Source organism: Streptococcus sp. Marseille-P7376, assembly GCF_902460385.1.
Classification (GTDB): Bacteria; Bacillota; Bacilli; order Lactobacillales; family Streptococcaceae; genus Streptococcus; species Streptococcus sinensis.
The window spans coordinates 1-26,491 of sequence record NZ_CABPTS010000022.1 but is presented as its reverse complement, the minus strand read 5'-3'; the positions used below and the strand labels follow the sequence as shown (position 1 = coordinate 26,491).

The 26,491-nt window shown below is 41.9% G+C and carries 26 protein-coding genes, 1 tRNA gene and 1 pseudogene; 2 read left to right on the top strand and 26 right to left on the bottom strand.

What is annotated here, in order from left to right; genetic code table 11:
• From coaE to FZ952_RS09610, 9 genes are all read right to left on the bottom strand, one after another.
• Positions 1–594 (bottom strand): dephospho-CoA kinase, encoded by a 594-nt coding sequence (coaE, locus tag FZ952_RS09650; protein ID WP_148881516.1) that lies wholly within the window; start codon positions 592–594, stop codon positions 1–3.
• 5 nt (positions 595–599) lie between these two features.
• A complete protein-coding gene (mutM, locus tag FZ952_RS09645; protein ID WP_148881515.1) occupies positions 600–1,424 on the bottom strand; it encodes a DNA-formamidopyrimidine glycosylase in 825 nt (274 codons plus the stop codon).
• Positions 1,425–1,445: 21 nt separating this feature from the next.
• Complete coding sequence (locus FZ952_RS09640; RefSeq protein ID WP_037618398.1) at positions 1,446–1,655, bottom strand: helix-turn-helix domain-containing protein; 210 nt, start codon at positions 1,653–1,655, stop codon at positions 1,446–1,448.
• A complete protein-coding gene (locus tag FZ952_RS09635) occupies positions 1,655–2,146 on the bottom strand; it encodes a hypothetical protein (RefSeq protein WP_148881514.1) in 492 nt (163 codons plus the stop codon). The genes FZ952_RS09640 and FZ952_RS09635 overlap by 1 nt, the downstream gene beginning before the upstream one ends.
• Positions 2,147–2,311: 165 nt before the next feature.
• A complete protein-coding gene (gene era / locus FZ952_RS09630; protein ID WP_148881513.1) occupies positions 2,312–3,211 on the bottom strand; it encodes a GTPase Era in 900 nt (299 codons plus the stop codon).
• 66 nt (positions 3,212–3,277) lie between these two features.
• The gene (locus FZ952_RS09625) at positions 3,278–3,682 is read right to left on the bottom strand and encodes a diacylglycerol kinase family protein (RefSeq protein ID WP_062199735.1); all 405 of its coding nucleotides are present in this window, start codon (positions 3,680–3,682) and stop codon (positions 3,278–3,280) included.
• Positions 3,663–4,160 carry an rRNA maturation RNase YbeY gene (gene ybeY / locus FZ952_RS09620; RefSeq protein WP_148881512.1) on the bottom strand — a complete coding sequence of 166 codons (498 nt, stop codon included), beginning with the start codon at positions 4,158–4,160 and terminating at the stop codon, positions 3,663–3,665. The genes FZ952_RS09625 and ybeY overlap by 20 nt, the downstream gene beginning before the upstream one ends.
• Positions 4,161–4,480: 320 nt before the next feature.
• A tRNA-Thr gene (locus tag FZ952_RS09615) sits at positions 4,481–4,553 on the bottom strand.
• 49 nt (positions 4,554–4,602) lie between these two features.
• Positions 4,603–5,172 (bottom strand): GNAT family N-acetyltransferase, encoded by a 570-nt coding sequence (locus tag FZ952_RS09610; protein ID WP_148881511.1) that lies wholly within the window; start codon positions 5,170–5,172, stop codon positions 4,603–4,605.
• A 182-nt stretch (positions 5,173–5,354) separates the two neighbouring features.
• On the opposite strand from FZ952_RS09610, the gene ald reads away from it, so the two are divergent.
• Positions 5,355–6,467 (top strand): alanine dehydrogenase, encoded by a 1,113-nt coding sequence (gene ald / locus FZ952_RS09605; protein ID WP_148881510.1) that lies wholly within the window; start codon positions 5,355–5,357, stop codon positions 6,465–6,467.
• Positions 6,468–6,511: 44 nt separating this feature from the next.
• Here ald and FZ952_RS09600 read toward each other — a convergent pair whose 3' ends face one another.
• The 17 genes and pseudogenes from FZ952_RS09600 to treP form a co-directional block, all read right to left on the bottom strand.
• Positions 6,512–7,507, bottom strand: coding sequence for a PhoH family protein (locus FZ952_RS09600; protein ID WP_148881509.1), 996 nt, complete (start codon positions 7,505–7,507; stop codon positions 6,512–6,514).
• A 92-nt stretch (positions 7,508–7,599) separates the two neighbouring features.
• Positions 7,600–7,815 (bottom strand): YozE family protein, encoded by a 216-nt coding sequence (locus FZ952_RS09595; RefSeq protein ID WP_037618377.1) that lies wholly within the window; start codon positions 7,813–7,815, stop codon positions 7,600–7,602.
• A gap of 21 nt (positions 7,816–7,836) precedes the next feature.
• Positions 7,837–10,881: a type I restriction endonuclease subunit R gene (locus tag FZ952_RS09590; protein WP_148881508.1), complete on the bottom strand. Its 3,045-nt coding sequence runs from the start codon at positions 10,879–10,881 to the stop codon at positions 7,837–7,839.
• A 56-nt stretch (positions 10,882–10,937) separates the two neighbouring features.
• Positions 10,938–11,576, bottom strand: a complete 639-nt coding sequence (locus FZ952_RS11610; protein WP_222861962.1) for a restriction endonuclease subunit S — start codon at positions 11,574–11,576, stop codon at positions 10,938–10,940.
• Entirely contained in the window at positions 11,557–12,777 is a 1,221-nt protein-coding gene (locus FZ952_RS09585) for a restriction endonuclease subunit S (RefSeq protein ID WP_187423912.1), read from the bottom strand. Before FZ952_RS09585 ends, FZ952_RS11610 begins: the two co-directional genes overlap by 20 nt.
• Positions 12,777–13,781 (bottom strand): virulence RhuM family protein, encoded by a 1,005-nt coding sequence (locus FZ952_RS09580; protein ID WP_148881507.1) that lies wholly within the window; start codon positions 13,779–13,781, stop codon positions 12,777–12,779. The genes FZ952_RS09585 and FZ952_RS09580 overlap by 1 nt, the downstream gene beginning before the upstream one ends.
• Positions 13,771–15,348 (bottom strand): type I restriction-modification system subunit M, encoded by a 1,578-nt coding sequence (locus tag FZ952_RS09575; RefSeq protein ID WP_148881506.1) that lies wholly within the window; start codon positions 15,346–15,348, stop codon positions 13,771–13,773. Before FZ952_RS09575 ends, FZ952_RS09580 begins: the two co-directional genes overlap by 11 nt.
• Before the next feature lie 80 nt (positions 15,349–15,428).
• On the bottom strand, positions 15,429–16,283 hold the full coding sequence (cvfB, locus tag FZ952_RS09570) for an RNA-binding virulence regulatory protein CvfB (RefSeq protein WP_148881505.1): 855 nt from the start codon (positions 16,281–16,283) through the stop codon (positions 15,429–15,431).
• A gap of 98 nt (positions 16,284–16,381) precedes the next feature.
• The gene (gene frr / locus FZ952_RS09565; protein ID WP_148881504.1) at positions 16,382–16,939 is read right to left on the bottom strand and encodes a ribosome recycling factor; all 558 of its coding nucleotides are present in this window, start codon (positions 16,937–16,939) and stop codon (positions 16,382–16,384) included.
• Positions 16,940–16,957: 18 nt separating this feature from the next.
• Positions 16,958–17,683, bottom strand: a complete 726-nt coding sequence (gene pyrH / locus FZ952_RS09560; RefSeq protein WP_037618371.1) for a UMP kinase — start codon at positions 17,681–17,683, stop codon at positions 16,958–16,960.
• Positions 17,684–17,846: 163 nt separating this feature from the next.
• Positions 17,847–18,041, bottom strand: a pseudogene (locus FZ952_RS09555) (transposase family protein); the annotation flags it as partial.
• A gap of 65 nt (positions 18,042–18,106) precedes the next feature.
• Complete coding sequence (locus FZ952_RS09550; RefSeq protein WP_148881503.1) at positions 18,107–18,784, bottom strand: DUF1803 domain-containing protein; 678 nt, start codon at positions 18,782–18,784, stop codon at positions 18,107–18,109.
• Entirely contained in the window at positions 18,777–19,289 is a 513-nt protein-coding gene (locus FZ952_RS09545) for a YiiX/YebB-like N1pC/P60 family cysteine hydrolase (protein ID WP_148881502.1), read from the bottom strand. The genes FZ952_RS09550 and FZ952_RS09545 overlap by 8 nt, the downstream gene beginning before the upstream one ends.
• Positions 19,290–19,385: 96 nt before the next feature.
• A complete protein-coding gene (locus FZ952_RS09540) occupies positions 19,386–20,321 on the bottom strand; it encodes a manganese-dependent inorganic pyrophosphatase (RefSeq protein WP_148881501.1) in 936 nt (311 codons plus the stop codon).
• A 127-nt stretch (positions 20,322–20,448) separates the two neighbouring features.
• The gene (pflA, locus tag FZ952_RS09535; RefSeq protein ID WP_148881500.1) at positions 20,449–21,246 is read right to left on the bottom strand and encodes a pyruvate formate-lyase-activating protein; all 798 of its coding nucleotides are present in this window, start codon (positions 21,244–21,246) and stop codon (positions 20,449–20,451) included.
• A 378-nt stretch (positions 21,247–21,624) separates the two neighbouring features.
• The gene (treC, locus tag FZ952_RS09530; protein WP_148881499.1) at positions 21,625–23,250 is read right to left on the bottom strand and encodes an alpha,alpha-phosphotrehalase; all 1,626 of its coding nucleotides are present in this window, start codon (positions 23,248–23,250) and stop codon (positions 21,625–21,627) included.
• A gap of 62 nt (positions 23,251–23,312) precedes the next feature.
• The gene (gene treP / locus FZ952_RS09525) at positions 23,313–25,280 is read right to left on the bottom strand and encodes a PTS system trehalose-specific EIIBC component (RefSeq protein WP_148881498.1); all 1,968 of its coding nucleotides are present in this window, start codon (positions 25,278–25,280) and stop codon (positions 23,313–23,315) included.
• Between the two features lie 184 nt (positions 25,281–25,464).
• On the opposite strand from treP, the gene treR reads away from it, so the two are divergent.
• Complete coding sequence (gene treR, locus FZ952_RS09520) at positions 25,465–26,178, top strand: trehalose operon repressor (RefSeq protein WP_148881497.1); 714 nt, start codon at positions 25,465–25,467, stop codon at positions 26,176–26,178.
• The last annotated feature ends 313 nt before the right edge of the window (positions 26,179–26,491 follow it).

The following is a 26,491-nucleotide window of genomic DNA, read 5'->3' as shown; positions in this document are numbered from 1 at the left end:
TCATCTTCTTTCTGTTTTTAAAAGCTGATCAACTTGAGCCAAAGTCTCCTCCACACTCCCATTATTCTCAATGAGCACATCCGCCCTCTTTCGCTTTTCTTGGAGAGATAGCTGAGCTGCTATGCGTTTTTCAGCCTCTTCCAGATTAAGAGCATTTCGAGCCATGAAGCGGCTGAGCTGAGTTTCCTCCGCCACATCCACCAGCCAGATCTGGTCAAACCAGTCTTCATATTGTAACTCAAACAGCAAGGGAACGTCAATAAAAAAGACAGCTTCCGTTTCTGCTAGCAAGTCCCGTCGACGAGCTAGTTCCTCTCGAATAATCTCGTTCTGAATCTGACTGGACTGGGCCAAGAGTTCGGGATTGCCAAAAAGCATAGCTCCCAGCTTGGGTCGGTCCAAGCGTCCATCTTCCTGTAAAATAGCAGAACCAAAAGCGGATAAGAGAGCTTGATAAAGTCGGCCCCCCGGCTCCTGTAGCTCATGCACTACCTGATCTGCATCGATGACCTGATAGCCTTGCTGCCTCAAAAACTCTGTCACAGTTGACTTACCCGAGGCAATGCCACCCGTAATCCCGATAATTTTTGCCATGAAAATCACCTCGCTTTTTGACAATGAGGGCAGAGATGAGTACCGCGTCCGCCTAGCTTGATTTTCTCAATGGGACTGCCACAGCGAGCACAAGGCTGACCAGTCTTTCCATAGACCTGCAGAAAATCCTGCATAGTGCCATCCTCACCCAAAGCATTTCGGTAGGTCCGAATGGTCGAGCCTCTCTTTTCAATCCCAAGCTGCAAAACTTCTATAATCTGCTCACGTAGGCGCTTCACTTCAGCAGGCTTCAGACTATCTGCTGGTCTAGTCGGATGAATGCACGCCCGCCAAAGCGCCTCATCTACATAAATATTGCCCAGACCAACGACCAAGGTCTGCTCCAGCAAATAGGGTTTGATGGGCTTCTTGGAACGACTCAAAGCTGCTGCAAAAGGTGGCAAAAGAAAGTCCGAATCTGTCGGCTCAGGACCAAGCTTTCTAGCAGTAAAATAAGCCTCCAGCTGGTCCTTTCTCAACAGCTCCATGGTACCGAACTTGCGAACATCCTCATAAACAAGTGTCCCACCATCCATCATCTCAAAAAAGACATGGGCATGCTTGCGCTCAGGCACCGCTCCAGGATAAAAAAGATACTTGCCTTCCATTCGCAGATGGGAAACCAGCACTCCATCCGTCAGATAAAAGAGTAAATACTTGCCCCGACGGCCAATTTTTTCAATGGTCTGACCTGGCAAGTCATGGACAAAAGCATCCACTCCCGTGCCAATCATCTTGGCATAGCGGACCTGCACTTGTCCAATCGTCTTGCCAACAACCAGACGTTCCAAACCGCGCAGAACCGTTTCCACTTCAGGTAATTCAGGCATAAAGCTCCTTTCTATCTTCTTTTAGTCAGAAATATACTCTAAAATATCAGCAGGCTGACAATCCAGCGTTTCACAGATAGCCAGCAAGGTTGCAAAGCGAATACCCTTAGCCTTACCTGTTTTTAGAATAGACAAATTTGCTTGTGTAATGCCAATAATTGTCGCCAATTCTTTAGAGGTCAAGCCCTTTTTTTCCAATACTTTATCTAAATTAACTTTGATTTTTCCCATCACACAAAACCATCTACATCTTCTTGAATTGTCTTCCCCTTTTTTATGACAAGATGCAAGACCCCTAAGACAACTACCAAAGCCAGACTATCCATATAGGGCAGAAATATATTATCTACAAGCTCTATCCAAGACTGTATAGATTTTTGACCGATAAAAATATCCCATATGACACTTCCAATAGGTAAGCAAGTGATTAAAATCAACATGTATCTGCTAAGCCTATAACTTTCATCTGTAAAAAGTTGATGGTTTATCATGCTGTGTAAAAATCTTCGAATCAGTCCAAAAAGCAAAATAGGAAGCAACCCCAACCAGATCATCTCATAAGATAACCTCAATAACTCTCCAAGCGGAGTAGCAGTTGATTGCCAGTTATAAATCATCAAGATAATACCTACAAAACCTCTAGCTAAAAACCAGAAGGCACAAAATACTTGTACCAAGAAGGTGATTGTGGTTATCACTTGTTTCAGAATTTGCATTTTCATAGCTTGCCTCCTTATTGTTTTACGATAATTCATTCTCACAATTATTATAAAACAATAATTCAATTCAGTCAAGAAATATTGTAAAACGATAATTCAATTCAGTCAAGAAATATTGTAAAACGATAATTCTAAAACTAAGAAAATTGGTTTAAAACCAATTCTCTGTTAATACTCCTTCTCATTATAGCCGAAGTCCGCCAAGTCCAGCTTCTTGTCCCGCCAATTTTTCTTGACCTTGACCCAGGTTTCGAGATAGACTTTATCACCCAGCATGATTTCAATATCGCGACGGGCCATTTTCCCAATCTTCTTGAGCATAGCTCCCTGTTTACCAATGATAATGCCTTTTTGGCTGTCACGCTCCACCATGATGGTCGCTCGGATATGGATTTTGTCCGTCTCCTCGTCCCGCTTCATACTCTCAATAACCACCGCCACTGAGTGAGGAACTTCCTGTTCCGTCAGCTTGAGAATTTTCTCCCGAATCATCTCAGACACCAGAAAACGCTCTGGATGGTCGGTAATCTGATCTTCTGGGAAATACTGGAAGCCTTCTTCTAGATTGTTGCTGAGAATATCAACCAGATGGGAAACATTGTTGCCTTGCAGAGCTGAAATCGGCACGATTTCTTTGAAGTCCATCTGCTGACGGAAATCATCAATTTGCGCTAAAAGCTGATCCGGATGGACTTTATCAATCTTATTAACCACCAAAATAACTGGTACCTTAGCCGCTTTCAGACGTTCGATAATCATGTCATCGCCCTTACCACGCGCCTCATCAGCCGGTACCATAAAGAGAACAGTGTCCACCTCACGCAACGTACTGTAAGCTGCTTCCACCATGAAATCACCTAGAGCCGTCTTAGGCTTGTGGATTCCCGGCGTGTCGATAAAGACAATCTGCTCCTTATCCGTCGTGTAAATGCCCATAATCTTATTGCGTGTAGTCTGGGCCTTGTCACTCATGATGGCAATCTTTTGCCCCATGACATGATTCAAAAAGGTTGATTTCCCAACATTAGGGCGTCCTAAAATGGCTACAAAGCCTGATTTAAAAGTCATTATTTTACCTCTATTATTTCCATTAAAACAGCAGAAAATCGGGGATAACCGCCGATTTTCAAATTCTTAAAAAATCCAATCCCAAATTTTGGGAACAAAAATAATCAGCCCTGTCACAACTGCAAAGCCTGACACGACCAGAACAGCTCCCGCCGCCATATCCTTAGCATTCTTGGCCCGCATAGAAAAGTGATAGTCACTAGCCAGATCCACCACATTTTCAACGGCAGAATTCATAATTTCAAAGGCGATGACTAGAAAAATGCTCAGCAGCAAAAAAAGCCACTCCGCCGCAGAAATACGAAAAATCAAGCCTGCAATGATAGCAGCAACAGCCGAAAGAACATGACTCTTCATATTCTTTTCTTCCTTAAAGGCCGTGAAAATCCCCGTCAGGGCAAACTCCAAACTCGAAATGACATCTCGGTTCTTCCATTTGCGCTTGTTTTTTTTATTGTCTTGTAAGTCCATAAGCCGTTAAAATTTCTTCCTGTAAGCCAAACATTTCTGCTTCTTCTTCTGGCGTATAATGATCATAGCCATTGATATGCAGAAAACCATGCACCGCCAAAAAACCCATCTCCCGTTCAAAACTGTGGCCATATTCTTCTGCCTGCTCCCGCGCCTTGTCCACCGAAATGAAGAGCTCGCCGATATAAGCATCAAAATCCTCCAGCATCTCAGCCAGCTCAGGATTGTCCGCCAAATCTTCCTCGTCAAAGGCAATATCCAGCTCTGGCTTGTATTCCAGACTGATGACATCCGTCGGTCGGTCGGTGTCTCGATATTCCAAATTGAGCTCATGGCTGCGCTCATTGGTCACAAAGGTCACAGCCATTTCCTTATTTTCTTTGCCCGTTTTCTGAGCCGCAAACTCCAAGATTTCCTGAGTCTGCTTGATGATTTCTTGGGAAACCTGACCAGTCTCATCCACTATTTCGATATACATGTCCCACCTACCTTGCTAGTATCATTTTCATTATATCATATTCAGACAAGGATGAGGGGCCCTAGGATACATTTTTGAAAATTCCTCCTTTTAAGCCGACAGGCTGTATCCGCACTTGAAATAAAAAAGCTGAGAATTTTTCCCAACCTTTTCTATCAAGTGCTAATTGCAACCTTAATTCCCTTGTATTGTCCTAATTTAACTAAGCAAGAAACTGAGTTTTATCTTTTTTTTGCATTATGATTTGGAATAAATTAGGCAATATTTGGGGCAAACATAACAAAAACCCTTTATTTACAAGGGTTTTCTTTGTGGATTTATGCTAATTGCCGGGATCGAACCGGCGACCTCATCCTTACCATGGATGCGCTCTGCCAACTGAGCTAAATCAGCAGTACTTATCTACTATATCATGTAGATAAACACTTGTCAATATCCTTTCTCATTTTTTTGCAAAATATTCTTCCCTAGTTAGATAGTAATGCACTCGTGTCACAATGCGCCCTTCCTCATGCTTGTCCCAAGCCGCATAAGGCTCTTCGTGGGAAAAGATCATCCCCGACTTTTGCATGACCCGACCAGAGGCAGGATTATGGATATCATGGAGGGCTACCAACTTGTTCATCCCAATCTCCTCAAAGGCTAGTTTAATCACCGCCTGATTGGCTTCCGTCGTATAGCCCTGATTCCAGTATTTTTTATTGATCACATAGCCAATAGCTGCCGTTTTTAAGTCCAACCGAATCTTATGCAGGTCAATCGTCCCGATAAACTCTCCCGTCTCCTTCAGCTCGATCCCCCAACGCCCCAAAGGATTAGCGAGGTAAAACAAGGCAATATTATTGCGAGTTTCTTCTAGATTTTTGTTAGTCTCAAAAGTATAACGAGTATTTTCCTCATCCGAAGCATATTCAAACATGGCTGGGGCATCATCCAAGGTCACCGGGCGCAGAATCAGCCGCTCAGTTTCTAGTCTAAAATGACGGGCCAGTTTGACATAGATATTTTCCATCAAATTCTCCCCATTTTTCTTACCAGAATAGCACAATTCCCAGATAAAAACAATCCTTCCCAATTTTTTCTTGCTTTTTGAAACAGTTTTATATAAAATAAAATCATCACAATATTCGACTCGGCTCTCTCCGTAATTTCCTATTATTGAGGGACTGGATTTAGAAAAAGGAGTAAACCTTTATGTTAATTGGAATTCCTAAAGAACTTAAAAACAACGAAAATCGCGTTGCCCTGACCCCAGCTGGTGTTCACAGCTTGGTTGGCCTCGGCCATCGCGTACTCATCGAGACTAATGCTGGATTAGGCTCCGGCTTCACAGATGCTGACTACCAAAAGCAGGGAGCAGAAATCGTCCCTACTGCTGCAGAAGCTTGGGCTGCTGAGCTGGTTGTTAAGGTTAAAGAACCACTGGAAACTGAATACCAGTTTTTGCGTGATGACCTTCTACTCTTCACTTACCTGCACATGGCTGCTGCTCCCAAATTGGCTGATGCCATGGTAGCTGCCAAAACAACAGGTGTAGCCTACGAAACTGTACGCGATAATCAAGGTCACCTCCCCCTTTTGGTGCCGATGAGTGAAGTTGCTGGTCGTATGGCTGTTCAAATCGGAGCTCATTTCCTGACCAAGCAGGCGGGCGGATCTGGTGTCCTCTTGGGAGGGGTGCCAGGGGTGCCAAAAGGTAAAGTTACCATCATCGGAGGCGGGGTCGTGGGGACTCATGCCGCCCGTATCGCTCTAGGACTTGGAGCTCATGTTACTATCTTGGATATTAGCGCCAATCGCCTATCTGTGCTAGAAGATGTCTTTGGTCACCAAATCCAAACGCTCATGTCCAATCCATTTAATATTGAAGAAAGCGTTCGAGATGCGGATGTCGTTATTGGAGCTGTTCTCATCCCTGGGGCAAAAGCACCTAAACTAGTAACCGACGATATGGTCAAACAAATGCGCCCAGGTTCTGTTATTGTGGACGTAGCAGTTGACCAGGGTGGGGTCATCGAAACAGCTGACCGAGTGACTACTCATGATGAACCAGTCTACGAAAAACACGGTGTCCTCCATTATGCGGTGGCCAATATCCCTGGTGCGGTAGCCCGTACTTCCACTATTGCCCTGACCAATGTCACCCTACCTTATATCGAGGCGCTGGCAGGCAAAGGCTTCAAACAAGCCATTGCTGAAAATGAAGGCCTGCGCCAAGGTGTGACGACCTACCAAGGTCACATCACTAGCCAGCCCGTTGCAGAAGGTTTGGGATTGGGCTATACCTCTATTGACCAACTTGTATAAAAATTAAGAAAGAGCAGATTTCACCCTTCTGCTCTTTTCTTATGCTATTCTGTTTCTTCTTCTATCGCCTCATCTGCTCTTGGTTTAACTGGCACAGACTCATAAGCTCGGATAATCTCCGCCACCACTGGATGGCGGACCACATCCTTAGCCGATAAATGCACAAAATCAATCTGGGAAATGTTTTTCAACTTCTCCTGAGCGTCAATGAGTCCAGATTTGACATTGCGAGGCAGGTCAATCTGGCTGATGTCTCCATTGACAATCATCTTGGACTGGAAGCCGAGACGTGTCAAAAACATCTTCATCTGCATGATGGTGGTGTTCTGAGCTTCGTCCAGAATCACAAAGGCATCATCCAGCGTCCGCCCCCGCATATAGGCTAGGGGTGCAATCTCGATAATCTCTCGCTCCATCAGGCGCGTTGTCTGATCCTTACCTAAAATCTGATACAAGGCATCATAGACTGGTCGCAGATAAGGATCCACCTTCTCCTTAAGGTCACCAGGAAGAAAGCCCAGACTCTCACCAGCTTCAACTGCTGGTCGTGTCAGAATAATCCGCTTGACCTGACCACGCTTGAGAGCTGTCACCGCCAAGGTCACCGCCAGAAAGGTCTTCCCCGTTCCGGCTGGACCGATACCAAAGACAATATCATGATTTTTAACGCTATCCACATAGATTTTTTGGCCCAGTGTCTTGACCCGAATTGGTTTGCCATAGCTGTCCTTGATAATCTCTTCTTCATAAAGTGCTACAAACTTATCAATCTCACCATTTTTGACCATGGTAATAGCTGTCACCACATCAGGTGTAGCAATCGTCATACCACGATTGATCAAGACCAAGAGAGCCTGGATGACCTGTCTGGCCTCCTCACAGGCGGCCTCTGTTCCCAAAATCTGCACAATCTCAGTTCGGGCATGGATGGTCACCTTCAATTCCTGCTCCATCAGGCGCAGATAGCGTTCATTAGAGCCAAAGAGATGAAAAGAATCATCTGGATGGCCTAGCTTCAATTCTACTGAATGTTCCTGCAAATAAAGAACCTCTCTATTTTAAATTTTTTTGAATGAATTACCTTTATTATATCAAAGCAAGCTGAAAATGGCTATTCCCAGCAATTATCTGCTTAATGAGCCTGATACTCTTCCCAAATCGCATCAAACTCGCCCAAGTTAAAGGAAAAATTTGCATGCTCCTCGAGAAAACGGCTGACCTCATCAAAATCATCCGTGTGCTTGGGAAATGTCGTGTCCTGAAAAGCTAAATCTGCTAAAATAGCCTTGGGCTCCTTGCTCTTAGGATTGCGCTCTGTCATCAGCCAACTGTAAAATGATTTTCTCATAGGATCCTTTCTAATTCATAATTATATACCACGGTAAATTTCTACCAATTTTTGAAGTTTGGCAAGAATTTGCTGCTTCTTCAACTCTCGAGCGCCCTTACGTCGAGAAGTTGGCGGAATAATATCATCTAGATCAGTCCCACCACTTTCCGCATATCCTTTTTGGATCGCTTTATTAATAAATAAACGATAACCTTTCCCAAGATTTTCATCATCAGCTAGTTTTTGAATAGAATCTTCTTTTTCTTTTTTAGCATAAGTATAAAAGGAAGTTAAAATAGATTCATTATCCTGTAATTGAGATAAATCGGTATCATTGATAAATCCAATAACCAACTCTTCTTTGGCACGGATATCAATACTAGAACGAATCACACGACTAACTTCTGCTTTCATTACTTCTTTAGACTCAGAATTCTTCGATTTTTCAACAATCAATGCCAAGATATAGTCTAGGTTAATCTCATCGGTTTTTAGTAATTCAATTTCAAATTCGACATCTGAAAGGTCAACATCCAAATCCTTAGTCTTTTCATAGTTTTTAAGGTTCAAAAATTCATCTCGAATTTCCACATAAGCGCTTCTTAAATCCTGAAGATAACCTTCAGAAATAGGTTTGTCGATTTCTTGGAATTCGTCATAATTTCGAAGAACATTATCAAGCTTCAACAACTCACCAAATAACTTAACAAACTCTTTTTTCTCATGCTCTGTTTCAATTTCTTGCGGATTAGGGAATCTTTCCAGAATTTCCTGACAAACCGCAGTATAGCCTTTGACCTCGATACCCGTCACTTGATCCACGAAACCATCCATGTATTCACTAAAGCTTTTTTCTAAGATGATTTCAAGCTTATTGGTGTCTCCAAAAGTCTTAATAGCTTCTTGCGTAGCCTTTTCTAAATCACGGAAACAAACAATATTCCCAAAAGGTTTAACCTTGTTAAAAATTCGATTAGTTCTCGAGAATGCCTGAATCAAACCATGATAACGTAGGTTTTTGTCAACAAAGAGAGTATTCATAGTTGGAGCATCAAATCCCGTCAAAAACATTCCCACTACAATTAGAAGGTCCACTTCCTTGGACTTAACTCGTTTAGAAAGATCACGATAGTAATTTTGAAACTCTTTTCCATCGGTTGAGAAGTTGGTCTTGAACATTCGATTATAGTCATCAATCGCTTTAGAAAGAAACTCTTTAGAAGATAGAGGCATAGTTGTATCTTGAGGTTCTAGCTCTTCGTCTTGAATTTCACCATAAGCTGACTGTTCTTCGTTTGGCGCAAAGCTAAAGATGGTTGCGATTTTCAATCGTTTAGCTTCTGGTAATGCCACCTGTTGCCGTTGGAGTTCTTCATAGTATAATTTTGCTGCTTCAATACTTTGTACAGCTAACATGGCATTAAATCCAAACAGTTGTTTTTGCTTATGAGTATAGTGTTGATTTCGATGCGTTTTGTCATTATAAACTCTCAACAGGTATTCTGTGATGGTTGCTATCCGCTCTGGGTGTAGGAGAAGTTCTTTCTCCATCTTTTTGAGTTTCTTCTCATCAAGCTCTTGACCGACTGCCTTTTCTGCGTCTCTATATTTATTGATTTCAGGCTTGATATAGTTATAGTCAACCTTGAACTTCAATACTTTTTTATCTCGAATAGCATCTGTGATAACGTAGTTATGAAGTTGTTCTCCAAAAACTTCTTGTGTCGTTTCACCCGTTAAGCTATTTTCTGGGAAAATCGGTGTCCCTGTAAATCCAAATAAGGCATACTGTTTAAAGGCCTTTTTGATGCGCTTCTGAGCCTTCCCAAACTGGGAGCGGTGACACTCGTCAAAAATCAAAACACATTTTTTACCATAGATTTCATGATTTGGATTTCCTGTTATAAATTTGTTTAACTTTTGAATGGTTGTGACAACAATTTTTCCATCATTTTCTTCGATACTACGTTGTAGTTCTTTTGTATTATTGCTACCATTGACTGAATTTGGTTGAAATTTTTGATATTCCTTCATGGTTTGATAGTCTAAGTCTTTTCTATCTACGACGAATATCACTTTGTCAATATAGTCCAAATCTGTCGCCAAGCGAGCAGTCTTAAAGCTGGTCAAGGTTTTCCCTGAACCCGTCGTATGCCAGATATAGCCACAGGCATTGATAGTGCCAAAGTTCTTCATTTCATTAGATGAATGAATCTTGCGCAAAATACTCTCAGTAGCTGCTATCTGATAAGGGCGCATGATGAGCAAGGTATTATCAGCATCAAAAACACAATACTTGGTCAAGACTTCCAAGAGCACTCGCTTGCTCAAGAAAGTGACAGTAAAGTCTTCTAAGTCGTGGATTGTTTTATTCTTGCGGTCTGCCCATTCACAGGTGAACTCATAATGATTTTTATTTTGAGCCGTCGTATTGGCAAAGTAGCGTGTATAGGTCCCATTCGAAATAACAAAAATCTGAACATACTTATACAAAGAATTCTCACTATTGAAGCTTTCCTTACTATAACGGTGAACCTGATTAAAGGCTTCTTGTAGACTAACTCCACGCTTCTTCAATTCAATCTGAACTAGAGGAAGCCCGTTTACTAGGATGGTCACATCATAACGATTGGTATGACTCCCCACCTGAGTCACTTGATTAATGACCTGCATGCTGTTGTTGTGGATGTTTTTCTTATCAAGGATGAAAATATTTTTAATTCGCCCATCATCAAAGACAAAGTCGTAGATATGATTTTCTTGGATTTTTCGTGTTTTTTCAACTAGCCCTTCATTGGGACAGTCCAGATACTCCACCACAAAGCGATTCCACTCAGTATCCGTAAAGGTCACCTTATTTAGTTTTTCAATTTGGACCTTGGCATTAGCTAAGAGCTCCGCAGGCGTATGGATATCTAGTCGTTCGTAGTTAAGATAATTAACCAAATCAGAAATCAGCTGATTTTCCAAATCTGCCTCAGACTGAAATGCTCTATCTGTGCGATACTCTGGTTGATACTCAGCCAAGAGAATCCCTTCATTTGTCTCCGCAATTACTTCATGTACTTTTGAATAATCAACCATAGTATGTTTCCTTTTATTGTATTAATTGAGATTCTTTCTCAAAATGATTAAAAAATTTATCTAGTAAAGTTTAATAATTGTTCTCTCCAGTATTCATACTGTTTCTGTCTTAGTTCGATTTCTTTTGGAAGGCCCTCAGAAAGAGAGTTGGTTAGGGTGTTAAAATTGTCAAGAATGGAGATAATATCCTTTTGCCTATTAATAGATGGAATAATAAACTTAAACTTTTTAAATTTAGTCATATCTACTGAAGCAAAGTTTCCTTGCAAAGTATTTTGACGACAGAATTCATCCAGTTTAAAACAGTAGTAGTATAAAAAAATTGGAATAAACAATCCAGAAATCCCCTCTTTTGCTAACAAACAAGTAAATCTTTGGTTTGCCAAAAAATCCTGTGTCACTAATGCATGATATCCTACTGTAGCCGAAGTAGCAATAATAATAGAATTTGCAGGGAAAAGGTCTCCCTTTACTGCACTTTCAGTAATATGTTGAATCGAATCTGATAGTATCCCTCCATTTTCACGAATATCTTCCATTCTGAACCATGGTATGGTACCGCTTCTCCAGTTATCTAAATTTGTTTTAGTAGGGGTATAGCCATTCTTGGTATTGAAAATTTGCCCCAACTCCACTCGAATTGGACCAAATACCCAGTTCAATAGCTTAATTAGGTCAGATTGTGCCCATGCCACTGTCCACTGTCCACTGTCCACTGTCCACTGTCCACTGTCCACTGTCAGGATACACGCCTTCGGCGGTAAATGTCAAGAGTTTTTCTCGAAAATATTCATACTGTTTTTGGCGAAGTTCAATCTCCTTGGGCAGTCCGATATTTAAGTCGTTACAAACCGTATCAAAGTTATCTAAAACTTGAACAATACGAGATTGAATTTCTAGAGATGGGACTGGGATTTTGAATTTTTCAGTATCATTACTAGAAATTTGTGGCATCTGCATATTATTAGCGATGTTTTGAAAATGTTCTTTATTATGAACTAAGTAATGATAAATATATCTTAAGTTGATATCTTCATTGTCTGAACTGTATGACCAAAATTCATTTTTAAAACTAAATGGTTTTGTACAGTATTCAAAATCAATAATTCCACGAGATTTTACAACAATTGCCTCTTCTGTATGAATATCTTTATCGGGAATATCTCCATAGTTCACATCAGCGTAAGTCTTTCCTCCTGCAAAGATACGGATTGGCGCACCATCTTTGTGAAGTAATTTCATCTGACTAGCTGTAATTTTAGTTCCTTTTCCTTTTTTTAGACATTCGTTCAACGTCTTCCACTCAACCTGATAGACCTCATCCTCAAATGATAAGAGCTTATCTCGATAAAAAGAATATTGCTTTTTACGTGAGGTCAATTCTGAGGTCAATTCTGAGGTCAATTCTGTAACATATTCAGTCATTTTGTCAAGTATTTGCACGATTTTTTCTTGAATTCCTAGAGGAGGAATTGGAATGAGAAACTTTGAATAAGTTCCAATCCATTGTCTACCATGTTGATCTGGTTTATAAGTTATTGTACCCAAATAATGCCATACATAGCGTAATAAAACTTCGCTTTTAAATTCATCTTTTATCGTTAACATTTTCATTGCTGATGATTTTACTTTAAATTTAAAATCTACCCATTGTTTTGATGTAGTAAAATCATCAAAAATGATAACAGGATTGTTTTTGCTAGCTTGATAAATACCGTCTTTTTCATTTGTATAGCCTAAAATAAATGATTGCCCCGCAGTTAAAACAGGAATTTCATTACTTTCAATATAAGCTTTACTTGATACAATATATTTGGTTGGCTGCTCATAATCTACCACTTCCCCCAACTCTTTCCACTCAACGGGACAGTTTTGGATTTCTTCTAGGATGTTCATCACTTACCTCCTTCCTTGGCTAGATTTTCAATACTTTTAATTTCCTTGAGGTAATCTTTTTCAACTTGACTAAGGGTCTTGGTTTGATAGCTCTTATATTCCTTATCTACCTTCTGCTTCATCTGTTCACGAGAGATAGAACCACTATTATCCAGCAAGTCTTCTCCAGTAGCCAGAAGAATGCGATCTACGTGAGTCACCCAGTCAGCCATGGTCATGACTTCTTCTCGCTCTGCCTGTCTTTCCGCAAAGTCTAGATATCCTGATACAAGCTGATTGAGCCCACGGAGTTCCTTTTCTGTCAGATAGTTCTTGGCAACTTTTGCTTCAGATAGAGTAGGGAGGTCGCCCTTAAAAGTGGTCAAGCCCATAAACTCCTTTTCACTATCGATACGGTTATAGATGAGTTCACTCGCAGTATTGTGGTGAATGGCATAATGCATCTTGTTTTGAACCGTCGCAAAGAATTTCTTTGCCTCTGGTGAGTTTGCATTGTAGTCACTTGATGTCGCGAAAAGATCTAAAACCTGACGGTAAAAGACTTTTTCGCTTGATCGAATGTCTCGGATTCTTTCCAAGAGTTCTTTAAAGTAAGAGCCTCCACCTAAGTTTTTCAAGCGCTCATCATCCATAGCGAAGCCTTTAATCAGATACTCCTTTAAGACTGTCGAAGCATAGTGTCTGAACTGGATTCCACGAGGAGAACGCACACGATAACCAATCGCTAAAATCATATCGAGATTATAGTAGGCGACTTTTTTTGACTGAGTTTTACCAGCTATTGCACCGTGACGAGTGGTTGTCAACTGATAGTTGACAACCACTGCTTCATCCAATTCATCATCCTCAAATATTGCCTTGATATGTTTACTAATGTTTTGCTTGGAAGTCTGAAAGAGCTCAGCTAGTTCTTGTTGGGTCAGCCAGACTGTTCCATTATCCAGATGAAGCTCAATAGCAGACTTGCCGTCATCTGTTTTATAGAGAATCACATCATTTACCACGGCTCAGTTCCTCTACAATCTTATCTATCTCTGCACGCAAGTGGTCAATCTTGACAACAGTCTCAGCAATTTCTTTATTGAGCTCATCAATATCAATCTTCTCACGTGTGTCTTCTTGTTCCACATAGGTTGATACGGACAGATTGTAATCCTGCTCTGAACCAATAACATCATTATCAACAAGAGCTGCCTTATAGTCCACACTTTGATAATTAGAGAATAATTCGACAATATGTTCGATATTGCTATCGGTCAAGACATTGTTATTGGTCTCTTTTTTAAATTCTTTACTAGCATCGATAAAAAGCGTCTTGTTTTCCAGTTTATTTTTCGCCAGAACCAAGATTGTCGTTGCGATAGAAGTTCCAAAGAAGAGATTGTCTGGAAGAGCGATCACCGCTTCAACAAAGTTGTTGTTTACTAGGTACTGACGAATGGTCTTTTCAGCTCCTCCACGATAGAATATCCCCGGGAAACATACAATGGCTGCCCGTCCTTTATTAGACAAGTGATTTAAGCTATGCATGATAAAGGCAAAATCGGCTTTTGATTTGGGTGCTAGCTTTCCTGCTGGTGCAAAACGATCGTCATTGATTAGGGTTGGATCCCCATCTCCCACCCATTTGACAGAGTATGGGGGATTAGAGACGATAACATCAAAAGGCTTTTCTTCTAAATGTTGGGGATTTAAAAGTGTATCCCCTCGCTTAATATCAAAGTTATTGTAGTTGATATTGTGCAGGAACATATTCATACGAGCCAAGTTATAGTTGGTCATGTTGATTTCTTGACCAAAGAAACCATCTTCTAGGATATGTTCTTCATATTGTTTTTTCATCTGGAGCAAGAGGGAGCCTGACCCACATGTCGGGTCATAGACCTTGTTAATCTTATCCTTACCGACCATGACTAATCGAGCTAACAATTTAGAAACAGTCTGAGGTGTGAAAAATTCGCCACCACTTTTCCCTGCATTACTAGCATAGTTGGAAATCAGAAATTCATAGGCATCGCCAAAAGCATCAATATCATTGTCCTCAAAGTTGCCGAGAGGGATATCATTAATGCCTGTTAGTATATCCGACAGGCGTTTATTTTTTTCTGAGACAATTCCACCAAGGATGTTACTTCTTGTATCCAAGTTATCAAACAGACCTTTGATATCGTCCTCTGATTTGAAACCAATCGCTGACTTTTCAATGTCTTGGAAAATGCTAGCCAGATCTGTATTTAACTCTTGGTTTTGTGAAGCGTTCTTTACAACGTTTTCAAAAAGTTGGCTAGGCAGAATAAAGAAACCTTTTTCTTCAACTGTTCCAGGACGGAAATCTTCTTCTGCTTCTTCGTCCGTCAGGTTAGCATAACGAAATTCTAAATCACCTGCTTCATGCTCTGCTTTATCAAAATATGCTGACATATTTTCTGAGATAAAGCGATAAAAAAGAATTCCAAGTACATATTGTTTAAAGTCCCAGCCGTCAACTGCTCCCCGCACATTGTCAGCTATAGACCAGATTTTCCTATGTAATTCTGCTCTCTGACTAGCTTCCCTATTATGCGTTACCATACTTATCCTTTCGTTTTCATATTATTATCTATTGTAAAAACATCAGATATTTTTTAAGATTGATACAAGAATTTTCATCCTCACACCAACTCCGTTCCAGTCGGGTCCTGTTTGATTTTACCAGCTTTCATGAGGCCACCTAGAGCTTTTTTAAACTGGCCTTTGGAAATGCCAAAAGTGGCCTTGATGTCGTCTGGTGAAGATTTGTCGTTCAAAGTCATAAAGCCGCCGTTACTCTCCAGATAGGTCAAAATCATCTGGGCATCGTTTTCCAGCATTTCAAAGGAACGAGGCTTGAGGGAGAGGTTAAGGGTGCGGTCTATTTCACGGAAGCCAATCACCCGAGCATCCAGTACTTGTCCCAGACGTGGCTCTGCATAGCGCTCGCTTGGATGGATGAAGCCCAGCATATTATTCTCCGGCAGGTAGACAAAGGTGCCAGAAAGCTTGAGTCGATAAACAATGGCCGGCCAGTTTTGGTTCTGCATATTATTGTAGGCAGGACGAGCCAGACGCTGGAAATCCTCCTGATAGGCCAGCTGTCCCCAGATGCGGTCTTTTTTGTCCACATCGAGACGGATATAGAGGCGGTCGCCTTTCTTAGGCCAGAGTTCTTTTATCTCTGGCAAAATGTCCAACGACACCACGATTTGCTTATCTGGCAGACCGGTATCGACAAAGACTCCCAGATCCTTGCGGACCTCTGTTACTGTCCCCCAGCCAAAATCCTCTTGGGTAGCTGTGACCTCGAGAGTCGTCAGGCGAAGCTTTTGCTTCATATCGCTATAGGCAAAGCCCTTGACAGACTGACCTAGCTCGTGCTCTCCCTCTTCTTTAGAAAGAGCGTAAGTCTGACCATCCTTTTGAACAAAGTAAAAGCGATCATTTTCATCCGTGATAATCCCCACGATGAATCTAGCAAGATTTGTATTCATATAGTCCTATTTCTACCTTGCTTCTTCTGATTGCAAGGATTTTAATGTTAAAACAACTCAGTCAGCCAAGGCCAACTGAGTTTTGATTCTGATATTTTTTAAACTTCTAAGAGTTCCTTTTCCTTAGTTGCTGTCATGACATCGATATGCTTAACTGCATCATCAGTGACTTTTTGGATGTCCTTTTCTAAAGTTTTCAATTCGTCTTCAGTGATTTCTTTAGCTTTTTCCTGCTTCTTCGCTTCATCCATAGCATCACGGCGAATGTTACGGATAGCAACCTTGGCATTCTCACCGACTTTCTTCACTTCCTTAGCCAAGTTCTTACGGGTTTCTTCAGTCAGGGCTGGGATAACCAGACGAATTACAGAACCGTCGCTAGCTGGTGTAATTCCTAGGTCAGAAGCATTAATCGCACGTTCAATATCCTTGATAGAAGACTTGTCAAAAGGTGTTACTAAGAGCACACGCGCTTCTGGAATTGTAATAGAAGCGATTTGGTTGAGCGGAGTTTCTACTCCGTAGTATTCTACATGGATGCGGTCCAAAAGGCTGGCATTAGCGCGGCCTGCACGGATGCTGCCATATTCACGCGCCAGACTTTGATGAGAGTGGGTCATTCTTTCTTTTGCTTTTTCTATAATTGCATTTGCCATTTTATTTTCTCCTAATTCTTATAACTTATTTGAGACAGTTGTCCCGATCTGCTCGCCAAAGACCACTCGTTTGATATTGCCAGGTTCATTCATGTTAAAGACGACTAGGTCAATATCATTGTCCATAGAAAGAGTTGAAGCGGTCGAATCCATGATACGCAAGCCCTTGTTGATCACATCACGGTGAGTCAGTTCGTCAAACTTGACAGCAGTTTTATCTTTGTTTGGATCGGCATTGTAGACACCATCCACGCCATTTTTAGCCATGAGAATAGCGTCAGCTTCAATTTCAGCAGCCCGTAGAGCAGCTGTCGTATCTGTTGAGAAGTATGGTGAACCAATACCAGCACCGAAAATAACAATCCGTCCCTTTTCCAGATGGCGGAGAGCTCGTCCGCGGATGTAAGGTTCAGCAACCTGCTGCATAGCAATCGCCGTCTGCACGCGGGTATCCACCCCAACCTGCTGGAGGGAATCCGCCATTACAAGTGCATTCATGACTGTTCCCAACATCCCAGTATAGTCTGCTTGAACCCGATCCATACCTGCTTCTGCTGCTGGTTCCCCCCGCCAGAGATTGCCACCACCAATAACCAAGGCAATTTCAATCCCCAACTCATGGACTTCCTTAATCTCTTCAGCCATTTTTTGGACAATCGCGATGTTGATGCCCACGCCTTTTTCACCAGCCAAAGCTTCCCCGGATAATTTAATCAAAATACGCTTATATTTAGGTTCTGCCATTTTTACACTCCTTATATTATCTGTACTATTTTACCATAATTTGAGATTTTTACATAGTCATATTTCTTAAAAAATTCTATTTTTACAATGATACAGAATCTTGTTATAAAGAATCAGAATGAACGTCTATGTCATCTCACCCTTTAATAGACTTCCTGCGAAACTAAAGTTTCCTTTCGAAATTGATGATACCAGCCACCAGATTCATTCGCAATCCAAATCGTTTCTTATGATTACGGTAAGTGGTTGAAAAAATTTTAAATACTTTCACTTTTGCAAATACATTCTCCACTTTGATACGACGTGAAGACAGCTCCTTATTATAGGATTCATCTCCCTCTGTTAAAGGTTGTTCTTTCAATGCCAACCAGACGTTTAAATCGGGTATCAGAAAGTGTTTTGCTTGATTCGTAATTCATGTATCTAGTTTACCATATTTTGTTTCGCAGGAGTTTTACTGAAAATCAAGCTAGTCTTGTCAAAATCTGCCTGCAACTCATACTTGCCGCCCTCATTCTGACGAATATAACCTAAAATCACCAGACTATCTACAAAGATATCGCGTCGCTTCTGCATCAGCTCATCCTTACGGACATATTTAAGCAGAAAGCTTGTCATATATTTCAGGGCATATTCTGGATTCACATCGCCCAAAATGGCATGTAACTGTTCCTGCTCCTTACTCAAAGGATACTGATTTTTCAGTTTATAAAAATAGTTGGCCAAGGTCAGCTTATCCCTTTGAAAGTCTGTCTGTTCCAGCACAATAGCCGCATTGGTCTGATTGGAAAGTCGAGTTTCAAAGGATAAGTCTAGCAATTCCTGATAGAGTGGACTATCGTCCCGTATAAAGACTTCCTGATCCAGAGATAGATTTGCTAGATTTTCCATAAGCGGAACCTGCTGATAATACCGCTTATTTTCCCGCCGAATGTAGCCCGCCTTAATGCATTCCTCTATGAAGCGATCTAGATTGGGAAAGTCCGCAAATTCGCGTTTAATCTCTCTCAAAATCACATCATCTTGCTGATCCAGATAATTGATTAATTTTTGAAATAAGGGCTGACGTGTCAGCCGAGTCGGATTGATAACCTTAATCATGGAGCTCTCCTCTAAAAATGAGCTTGGTTGACTGAGCCAACTGACTGGGATTGGTACCGGGTTGCCCTAATGGAACGGCTAAGCCCAAATCACGATAGTAAGCCTGCCAAAATGAAGACACAGCATTTTCACCATCGCCAAATTGCATGGGAATTGTCTCAAAAATCGGCAGAATCCTAGCGATATACTCCGAGCAGTAAAATCCCTCGCTCTCAGGGTAAAAACTAGCATTATAAGGCTTTCCCAGATGGGACTTAGCCTCTTCAAAGACGGCAAGCGCATCTATATCAGGATAGAAAAAGGCATGGTAAACATCCTCTTCCTTCAAAAACTGAGTCAAAGGCTGCCGGATGACTCCCTTGTCCTCCGTCGCATGGTACATTTCCCCATCAAAAAAGATGCCCACATGACTGTAAGAGCCTGTCGCTGTCCGAATCGCTGTTGCCATATCGGATTGCCCGATTGTAAACAGCAAATCTCCATTTTGTAGATTTTGAGTTTTCATTTCTATAATCTATTAAAAAAGGAGCCGAAACTCCTTTTGAAATATGAGGAAAATAAGTTTTCCCCATCTACCAACTTAAATAGTCTAGAGAGCTATTTAAGCATTAAAACTTTCAGTCAACTGCGGTACAACTTGTTTCTTACGAGAAACAGCTCCTGCCAAGAAAGCATGATTGTCCTCAAGAACGAAGTTAAAGGCTGCTTCAACCTTATCCATATTGCTACCGAGAGCTAGGATTTCAGAGTTGGAGTTGACGATATCTGTAATCATCAAGACAAAGTCAGAGTAGCCATTATCAGTGTTGGTCTTTTCAATAGCTGCTTCGATTTCTGCTTGACGCTCCAAGACTTCCGCAATATCTACAGTGTTGACTTGCGCCACACGGACATTATTTCCGTTCAGCTCAAAAGTTTTGGCATCAATGTCAATCAATTCTTCTGCAGACTTACTCGCCAAGTTTGTACCAGCCTTAAGCATAGCCAAACCATATTCTTCCAAGTTAACACCAGCTAGTTCAGCCAATTCTGGTGCAATAACCTTGTCACTTGGATGAGTGGTTGGTGACTTGAGCAAGAGGGTGTCAGAAATCAATCCTGACAATAGAAGACCTGCAATTTCCTTAGGTACAGCTACACCGTGTTCCTTGAACATACGGTAAACAATAGAGGAAGCAGAACCCACTGGTTCCAAGCGCATGTAAAGCGGGCTAGCTGTTTCAAAGTTAGCAACACGGTGGTGATCCACCACGCCGTAGACTTCAACATCAGCAATGTCTGCAACAGACTGTTGGAATTCATTGTGGTCTGTCAGGATGACCTGTTCAGCTCCTTCTGCCTTAGCAGATGTGATCACGCGCGGTGCAACCACATCAAAATAATCCAAAACAAAGGCTGTTTCTTCATTAGGCTCGCCCAGAGCAACCGCTTCTGTATCCAAACCGTAAGCTTCACGCGCCAAATAAGCAAAGGCATAAGAAGACCCGATTGCGTCTGAGTCAGGATTTTGGTGACCGAAAACTAAAATTTTAGACATGATAAACCTCTTCATTTTATAATAATTTGACTACAATTATTTTACCATATTTATCAGATTTTCACCAAAAGAGTGTGGAAATTTTTATAAGAAAAACAGACTGAGAAAAATTCCCAATCTGTTTTGTTTAAGCATTGTGCACCCGATTCATGTACTCAGTGTAGGATTCTGTCTGCATCAGCTCCTTGGCATTCTTGACCCGCTCAGCAGTTGGTGGCTTAACACCTTCCAGTGAATATGGAATCCCCAGCTCCTTCCACTTAAACTCACCCATGGTATGGTAGGGCAAAATTTCAAACTTGTCTACGTTTTTCAGCGTTTTGACAAACTTACCCAACTCAATCAAATCTTCATCACGATCGGTCAGACCTGGCACCAGAACATGGCGAATCCAGACAGGTTTTCCAATATCGGACAGGTACTTAGCACAGGCCAAAATGCTCTTATTGCTATGGCCGGTCACAATTCTGTGCTGAGCATCATTGATTTCTTTGATATCCAGCAAGACTAAATCCGTCACCGCCATGAGCTTATTAAATTTTTCCAAATAGCGAGGGGTATTTCTAAAAGGCAGGGCACAGGTATCCAGCGTACAGTGAATGCCCAGCTCTTTCGCTTTGGTAAATAAGGCAATCAGAAAATCAATCTGCAGAAGAGCTTCTCCGCCGCTGACTGTAATACCCCCTTTATTGCCCCAAAAACCTTTGAAACGAAGGGCTTCCTCCAACACATCGTCTACCGTACGCAGCCGAGATTTGTTGGTCTCCAACTCCCATGTATCTGGATTGTGGCAATACTGACAACGCATATGGCAACCCTGCAAAAAGACAATGAAACGAATACCTGGTCCGTCCACAGCTCCAAAACTCTCCGTAGAGTGCACCATTCCCGTTACTTTTCCATAATCAATAGCTTCTTCAACCATAATGACCCTCTTAAACTTGAAAACGTTTTATTCTTAACTATATTATACCACGACTTCAGTAAAAATTACTAGATTCTGCCTATTTTTTAGAAAACAAACTGTTTTTCAGTTTCATTTTCATTGTGTTACAACAGATGGACTTGTTCATTTTTTAAAAAATTGCCGCTCTCCATTTCCAGCTGTCTCCATAAAAAAGCCGCCTTAGAGGCGACTCTTTCGGAGATTATTATGAAAAAGAAAGGTATGGGACTGTAGCTATTGACATTTGCCAGCAGCTACACTAGAGAATCCCTTTTATCAAATAAATTTAGAGGTCTTCATTTGATGCTTCTAGTTTACTGCACCATACTTAAAAGAAGCTTAATCTGATTTAAATCATTATTTTACCAGAATAGCCAAGGTTTCATAAGGCTGCAGGGTCATTACATGATCAATCTGAGTCTTGCCGTAATTGGATAAGAGAACCTGACCGCTTTGATAATCCGGCAGGATGTCCACGGTAATCGGATCAGCATAAAAGTTGTTAAGGACTAAAAGTTTTTGTCCTTGCCACTCCCGCTCAAAGGCATAGACCTGAGGACTATCCTCATAGGCTGGCTGATAATTACCTTCTGCGATGATAGGCAGTTCCTTACGCAAACCAATTAATTTCTGATAAAAGGTAAAAATCGGGCCCTTGATTTCATTTTCCACATTGATGAGCGGATAGGATTTACCCGCCTTCAGCCATGGAGTTCCTGTTGTAAAACCTGCATTGACTGAATCATCCCACTGCATAGGCGTCCGAGAATTATCACGAGATTTAGCCTTGATAATCCTGAAGGCTGCTTCTGGCGATTGACCTTCAGCAAGCAGACTCTGGTAAGCATTGAGAGACTCGACATCCACATAATCTTCCATGGAGTCATAGTCAGGATCCACCATGCCAATCTCCTCACCCATGTAGATATAAGGCGTCCCGCGCGACAGATGAATACTGGCTGCTAGCATGGTCGCCCCTTCATTACGAAAATTCTCTACATCGACAAAGCGGTTGAGAGCTCGCGGCTGGTCGTGATTGTTCCAGAAGAGGGCTGACCAGCCATCCTGATCGCTCATTTCCTTGCCCCAAGTGTGGAAGAGGCGTTTTAACTCTTCAAAGTCGAAGGCCTTCAGAGTCCACTTCTGTCCAGCTTCATAGTCCACCTTGAGATGATGGAAATTAAAAGCCATAGATAGCTCCTGCCGGTCTGGAGCGGTATAAAGGATGCAATTTTCAATCGTCGTAGCGCTCATTTCGCCAACTGTCATAACGGAATCGTCCTGACCAAAGGTCGCTTCGTTCATCATACGCAGATAGTCATGCACGATTGGCTTATCAGTATAGGCTGGCTTGCCATCCTGCTCAGGACAGTCCATCAGTACCTCATCTTTTCCGATGACATTGATGACATCAAAGCGGAAGCCCTTGACTCCCTTGTCCCGCCAAAAATTCACCACCTTGAAGAGTTCTTGACGAACATTGGGATTGCGCCAGTTGAGGTCGGCTTGAGTGACATCATAGAGATGCAGATAATATTTACCCGTATCGCCAAATGGAGCCCAGGCACTGCCGCCAAACTTGGACAGCCAGTCCGTTGGCTCATCCCGCAGGATAAAGAAGTCCTGATAGTAGGAATCCCCAGCCAGCGCCTTTTGGAACCACTCATGCTCAATCGAGCAGTGGTTGAGAACCATATCCAGCATAAAGTCAATACCATGCTGCTGGCCAACCTTGACCATCTCTTCAAAATCTGCCATATCTCCAAAGATAGGATCAACCGCAGTATAGTCAGAAATATCATAACCATTGTCCCGCTGCGGGCTCGGATAGAAAGGATTGAGCCAGACCATGTCCACTCCCAGCTCTTTCAGGTAGGGAATTTTTTCAATAATCCCGCGAAAATCTCCCAAACCGTTGCCAGTCGTGTCTTTAAAAGATTTTGGATAAATTTGGTAGACTACCTTTGTTTTATCAAGTGTCATATTTTCTCCTTTTTTGATAAAAGGGAGGGGCTTAGAGCCGCCATCCCACGAGTTAACTATTCTTAGATGCGTTTTGCTGTCATCAATTTATCACCGCGTTTGATATGGCTAGGATATTCTCCACTCATATCTGCGATGAAAGCATCTTGATTAGTGATAATAACGGGTGTTTCTGTCACGAGTCCTGCAGCCTTGATGACATCCATGTCGAAGCTAATCAGTTTTTGTCCAATAGCCACATGATCGCCTTGCGCAATATGGGCTTCAAAGCCCTTGCCATCTAGACCGACTGTATCCATACCGATATGCATAAGCATTTCCACACCTTCGTCCGATACGATGCCGACGGCATGTTTGGTTGGGAAGAGAACAGTCACCGTACCGTTCACAGGTGACACTAACTCACCTTCACTTGGCTCAATCACTAAACCTTGTCCCATCACCCCTGATGAAAATACTGGGTCCGTTGCCTGGCTGAGCTCTTTTACTTGACCAGCAAGAGGGCTGACAATTTCTACTGATGCTACAAGCTTTGTTTCCTGATGAGCGAATTCTGCTTCTTCTTGAGCTGCAAATTCGGCTTGCAGTTCTGGATCTTCTTCTGTCTTGGTCAAGAATCCTGTCTTGTGGAAGAAGAAAGTCAAGACCATTGGTACAGCGATTGCAACAAGCATAACCCCTGCAAATGGAAGCATATATTTTGCTTGGATAGAAAGGATTCCTGGCAAACCACCAATACCGATAGCATTGGCTGTGATATTAAAGGTTACAGAAAGCAAACCTGCAATAGATGAACCAATCATCCCCGCTACAAATGGATAGATGTACTTGACATTTACCCCGAAAAGGGCTGGCTCAGTGATACCGAGATAAGCTGAAATGGTAGCTGGCAAGGAAATTTGTGCTTCCCGCTCATTATGGCGATTCATAAGATAATAAGCAAAGACAGCTGAACCTTGAGCAATATTGGATAGAGCAATCATTGGCCAAAGACCAGTCCCACCGGCATCAGCCACTAGCTGAGTATCAATCGCATTGGTCATATGATGAAGACCAGTGATAACAAATGGAGCGTAAAGCGCACCAAAAATTGCACCAAAGAGCCATTTAACCGGACCGGTTAAACCTGCAAGAACGACCGTTGAAAGCCCCTGACCGATTGTCCACCCGATAGGACCCAAAACTGTATGAGCCAAGATCAAGGCTGGAATCAATGATAAGAAGGGCACAAAAATCATAGACACTACTTCTGGAATACGTTTCCGCCAGAAAATTTCTAGATAAGACAGGGACAAACCTGCTAGAAGAGCTGGGATAACCTGAGCTTGATAACCAATACGATTGACAGTGAAGAAGCCGAAATCCCAAACCCAATCCTTAGCAATTTCAGTTGCTGGTGTAGATGCTACTGCGTAAGCATTGAGCAGCTGCGGTGACACCAGACAGATCCCCAAGACAATCCCAAGAATTTGACTAGTTCCCATCTTACGAGAAACAGACCAAGTGATTCCTACTGGTAAGAATTGGAAAATCGCTTCACCTGGAAGCCACAAGAAATGGTTGATCCCAGCCCAGAATTGAGATACTTCTGTGATAGTTTTCCCATCTAACATAGACCAATGCACGCCTTCAAGGACATTCCGAAAGCCGAGGATCAATCCACCGACAATCAAGGCTGGAATGATTGGAGTGAAGATTTCAGCTAGAGTCGTCATGACCCGCTGAACTGGATTTTGATTACTCTTAGCTGCTGACTTGGCTGCTTCTTTGGAAACACCTTCGATACCTGATACAGCTGTGAAATCATTATAAAAAATCGGTACGTCATTTCCAATGATGACTTGGAACTGTCCAGCATTAGTAAAGGTTCCTTTTACGACTGGAATGGCTTCAATGGCTTTAACATTGGCTTTCTTTTCGTCACCAAGTACGAAACGCATCCGGGTCGCACAGTGAGTGACCGCTGTGACATTCTCTTTGCCGCCAATTGCCTTCAGCAAATCTTTGGCTTCCTTTTCAAATTTTCCCATTTGACCTATGGCTGGAAATCATCCAGCACTCTCCTTATATTTTGATGCACTAGTTTTTTAACTAGCTTACAAACTTAATTGTAATCGATAACAATCTTGTATGCAAGTTGTTTGTTGAAAAATACCGATATTTTTGCTAAAATTTTAACAGTTGTATGATGAAAAGAATACAAGCGAGGGATTTATGAAGAAATACAAACAATTATTTAAACAACTTGAACGGGATATTCTAGGCGAAAAATACCAGCTCGGTGACTTTCTTCCCAGTGAACATCAACTGATGGAAATCTACCAAGTCAGTCGGGATACTGTTCGCAAGGCTTTATCGCTCCTGCAAGAAGAAGGGCTGATTGAGAAAGTGCGGGGGCAAGGCTCCAAAGTTGTCAAGCAAGAGCAACTAGACTTCCCCGTTTCTAACTTGACTAGTTATCAAGAATTGGTAGAGCAGCATCATATGCAGTCCAAAACCAATGTCATCAGCCTTGATAAAATCACTGTAGATAATAAACTAGCAAAAACAACCGGCTTTCCCGAATACCAGCTGGTCTGGCGCATTGTTCGGCAGCGAGTTGTCGACAATATCGCTTCTGTCTTAGATATTGATTACTTAGACAAAAGCCTTGTCCCTAACCTGACCAGAGAAATTGGTGAGTACTCCATCTATGCTTACTTGGAGCAGGAACTAAATCTGGATATCGCCTATGCCAAAAAAGAAATTACGATAGATCATGTCAACGATCAAGACCAAATTCTCATGGATATCGGTCGAGACCAGCATGTCGTTTCTATCAAATCTCAGGTCTACCTAGCTGACGGCCGCCAGTTTCAATACACGGAAAGCCGGCACAAATTAGATAAATTCCGCTTCGTGGACTTTGCCAAACGGCAGAAAGAATGACTTTGCTACTCAGCAAATCATAGAGTCTGAGACAAAAGTCCGACCTCAAATATAAAAAGCGAACAAAACTAGTTTTCTGGTAATCAGAATTCTGCTTTGTTCGCTTTTCGCATTTAATTATATATTTGAAGGGCTTAATAATTAAGATTTTTAAAAATTGAAATCTTTTTGTCCCAGACTCTTGTACCAGGGCTATAAGCCCACATCACCAGCCAGCGCCTAAAGACGCTGGCTTTCACTTTGTTCAAGCCTCATTGCTCTTGACTCGTCACAAACCTCTCAAAGAGGTGTTTGCATTACTTACCACTATCCC

What these genes read in the sequence shown, in the direction of transcription:
- coaE (WP_148881516.1), bottom strand. Translation starts at nt 594, where the DNA reads ATGGCAAAAATTATCGGGATTACGGGTGGCATTGCCTCGGGTAAGTCA.
- mutM (WP_148881515.1), bottom strand. Translation starts at nt 1,424, where the DNA reads ATGCCTGAATTACCTGAAGTGGAAACGGTTCTGCGCGGTTTGGAACGT.
- FZ952_RS09640 (WP_037618398.1), bottom strand. Translation starts at nt 1,655, where the DNA reads ATGGGAAAAATCAAAGTTAATTTAGATAAAGTATTGGAAAAAAAGGGC.
- FZ952_RS09635 (WP_148881514.1), bottom strand. Translation starts at nt 2,146, where the DNA reads ATGAAAATGCAAATTCTGAAACAAGTGATAACCACAATCACCTTCTTG.
- era (WP_148881513.1), bottom strand. Translation starts at nt 3,211, where the DNA reads ATGACTTTTAAATCAGGCTTTGTAGCCATTTTAGGACGCCCTAATGTT.
- FZ952_RS09625 (WP_062199735.1), bottom strand. Translation starts at nt 3,682, where the DNA reads ATGGACTTACAAGACAATAAAAAAAACAAGCGCAAATGGAAGAACCGA.
- ybeY (WP_148881512.1), bottom strand. Translation starts at nt 4,160, where the DNA reads ATGTATATCGAAATAGTGGATGAGACTGGTCAGGTTTCCCAAGAAATC.
- FZ952_RS09610 (WP_148881511.1), bottom strand. Translation starts at nt 5,172, where the DNA reads ATGGAAAATATCTATGTCAAACTGGCCCGTCATTTTAGACTAGAAACT.
- ald (WP_148881510.1), top strand. Translation starts at nt 5,355, where the DNA reads ATGTTAATTGGAATTCCTAAAGAACTTAAAAACAACGAAAATCGCGTT.
- FZ952_RS09595 (WP_037618377.1), bottom strand. Translation starts at nt 7,815, where the DNA reads ATGAGAAAATCATTTTACAGTTGGCTGATGACAGAGCGCAATCCTAAG.
- FZ952_RS09590 (WP_148881508.1), bottom strand. Translation starts at nt 10,881, where the DNA reads ATGGTTGATTATTCAAAAGTACATGAAGTAATTGCGGAGACAAATGAA.
- FZ952_RS09585 (WP_187423912.1), bottom strand. Translation starts at nt 12,777, where the DNA reads ATGAACATCCTAGAAGAAATCCAAAACTGTCCCGTTGAGTGGAAAGAG.
- FZ952_RS09575 (WP_148881506.1), bottom strand. Translation starts at nt 15,348, where the DNA reads ATGGTAACGCATAATAGGGAAGCTAGTCAGAGAGCAGAATTACATAGG.
- cvfB (WP_148881505.1), bottom strand. Translation starts at nt 16,283, where the DNA reads ATGAATACAAATCTTGCTAGATTCATCGTGGGGATTATCACGGATGAA.
- frr (WP_148881504.1), bottom strand. Translation starts at nt 16,939, where the DNA reads ATGGCAAATGCAATTATAGAAAAAGCAAAAGAAAGAATGACCCACTCT.
- pyrH (WP_037618371.1), bottom strand. Translation starts at nt 17,683, where the DNA reads ATGGCAGAACCTAAATATAAGCGTATTTTGATTAAATTATCCGGGGAA.
- FZ952_RS09550 (WP_148881503.1), bottom strand. Translation starts at nt 18,784, where the DNA reads ATGATTAAGGTTATCAATCCGACTCGGCTGACACGTCAGCCCTTATTT.
- FZ952_RS09545 (WP_148881502.1), bottom strand. Translation starts at nt 19,289, where the DNA reads ATGAAAACTCAAAATCTACAAAATGGAGATTTGCTGTTTACAATCGGG.
- FZ952_RS09540 (WP_148881501.1), bottom strand. Translation starts at nt 20,321, where the DNA reads ATGTCTAAAATTTTAGTTTTCGGTCACCAAAATCCTGACTCAGACGCA.
- pflA (WP_148881500.1), bottom strand. Translation starts at nt 21,246, where the DNA reads ATGGTTGAAGAAGCTATTGATTATGGAAAAGTAACGGGAATGGTGCAC.
- treC (WP_148881499.1), bottom strand. Translation starts at nt 23,250, where the DNA reads ATGACACTTGATAAAACAAAGGTAGTCTACCAAATTTATCCAAAATCT.
- treP (WP_148881498.1), bottom strand. Translation starts at nt 25,280, where the DNA reads ATGGGAAAATTTGAAAAGGAAGCCAAAGATTTGCTGAAGGCAATTGGC.
- treR (WP_148881497.1), top strand. Translation starts at nt 25,465, where the DNA reads ATGAAGAAATACAAACAATTATTTAAACAACTTGAACGGGATATTCTA.